This window comes from Rhodanobacter sp. L36, from assembly GCF_009765755.1.
Lineage (GTDB): Bacteria > Pseudomonadota > Gammaproteobacteria > Xanthomonadales > Rhodanobacteraceae > Rhodanobacter.
Genome location: NZ_LMUV01000001.1, coordinates 1 through 1,866 on the forward strand (window position 1 = coordinate 1; position 1,866 = coordinate 1,866).

The 1,866-nt window shown below is 57.7% G+C and carries 4 protein-coding genes; all 4 read left to right on the forward strand.

The window, feature by feature from the left end:
• Positions 1-591 (forward strand): autotransporter outer membrane beta-barrel domain-containing protein (locus tag GSQ73_RS00005; protein WP_158879605.1); only part of this gene is annotated, 591 nt, incomplete at its 5' end.
• Between the two features lie 197 nt (positions 592-788).
• The gene (locus tag GSQ73_RS00010) at positions 789-1,028 is read left to right on the forward strand and encodes a hypothetical protein (RefSeq protein ID WP_158879607.1); all 240 of its coding nucleotides are present in this window, start codon (positions 789-791) and stop codon (positions 1,026-1,028) included.
• A 9-nt stretch (positions 1,029-1,037) separates the two neighbouring features.
• Complete coding sequence (locus GSQ73_RS00015; protein ID WP_158879609.1) at positions 1,038-1,319, forward strand: hypothetical protein; 282 nt, start codon at positions 1,038-1,040, stop codon at positions 1,317-1,319.
• A gap of 131 nt (positions 1,320-1,450) precedes the next feature.
• On the forward strand, positions 1,451-1,866 hold a 416-nt coding region (locus GSQ73_RS00020; protein WP_158879611.1), incomplete at its 3' end, for a DUF4915 domain-containing protein.

A 1,866-nucleotide genomic window follows, 5' to 3' on the forward strand; every position in this document is an offset into this window, starting at 1 on the left:
GCCCGCATCAAGGGCACCACCGGCGGCGGCTACATCACCTGGATCTCCGCCGATGGCGTGTATCTGGATGCGTCGTTCCGCGAAATGGACTTCACCAGCCGCCTGCATGCGGCGGCCGGCGAAGCCTGGGTCAAAGGCAACACCGATGCGTTCAATGTGGAAACCGGCAAGACCTGGACGCTGGACAACGGCCTGCAGATCGCACCGCAGTTGCAGTACACCTGGAACCGCGTGCTCGACGTCAAATCGCAGATCGACACCCTGGCCGGCTTCAACTCCGCCGGTGACACCTCCTCGCGCGGACGTCTGGGCGTGATGGTCAGCAAAAGCTACTCCACCGCCAACGACGGCACCGTGTGGACGCCGTACGTGTCGGTGTCCGCGGTGCACGAGTTCAACGGCGTCAACCGCTACAGCGTCGATGACACGTTCTTCGGCCAGACCAGCACGCGCGGCACCAGTGCGCTGGTCGATGCCGGCATCAACGTCAAGGTGCGCAACCTCACCTTCTACGGCGGTGCGAACTGGCTCGATGGCGGCGCGATGAACAGCTTCCTCGGCGGCCAGGTCGGCTTGCGGTACAGCTGGTAAGGGAAGAGAAAGAACCTTGTGTAAGTTGGTGCGAATGGAGTCATCCCGGCGGTGTTTCCCACCGTCGGGATTTCTTTATCAGCATCAAAGATCAAGACCCGGAGATATGCGATGAGATTCCGAAGAGCCCAGAAAGAGATCGAATGATGCCAAAGGCGCAAAAACTGTCATCTACGCCATTGGAGATCTCTCAACGAATGCAGATCATGCTCACGCCGGCTCAGCAGCGCGTGCTTGAACTGCAAGATGGGGACAGCTTTTTACTGCAAACGCTTCGCATCGCCGACGGCAAGGGTGTCATCCCAAAATGGGAATCGCGCAACGCTTCACGCATCGCTTCGCGCCTGTCGACATGGGCACGAGGACGTCGTGTGCGAATCGCCTACCGTATGGTCGATGAGGATACCGTTCGAATTTGGCGGCTTGGTGTTATCTGATGGAATGCTATGAAAGCAACGGTGTTTGAAGGTTATACCGTCGGAAAGATCGAGCGAGGCATTCCGTTTCCAATCGAGAGGATGAAAAGTCTCTCCGTCGAGCAAAAGCAACTTCTGGCGCTTAAGGATGGCGAGAGTCTCGTACTTGAGGTGGATTTTGGTGAGCTATCGATTAACAACGCCAAAAGGCTAGGACGGTGGGCGCGGTCGAAAGGAATCAAAACCACGCAGCGCAGAATCAGTAATGATTTGGTTGAAATCTGGCGGGTTGGCCCCTGTGATCGCCGATAGAGCATAGCTAAGAGAAATGGGAGAACTTTGTGGCACGTAGAGAAAAAGCCTTCGCGACTGAACCGCAGCAAGCGCATGTCGAAAGTGACCGCGATGCAGGAACTGGAGAGGCCCTAAAGTCATCGAGCGAATTGACGACCGAGCCGGCGCCGTCAAGCGATCTCGCTGAAGAAACAGCAACAGAACAGGCTGTCACGCCTCCCAAACCCCAGTTCGTCGAAAAAAGTTGCTCGCGCGGACTCGCCGCGTGGCTCGCCGGCAACAACATGTCGCTGGCGATTTCGTCGTATCAGACCGGCCGCGTCTATCTGGTCGGCAGCGACAAGCAGGGGCGCGTGTCGTTCTTCGAGCGCCTGTTCGAACGCGCGATGGGCATCGTCGGCAACGCGCAGCGCATTTATCTGGGCAGTCTGTATCAGCTGTGGCGCTTCGAGAACGTGCTGCGTTCAAACGAGATCATCCACGGCCAGTTCGACAAGTGCTATGTGCCGCGCAACGCGCAGACCATCGGTGATCTGGACATCCATGAGCTGGGCATCCGCAAGAA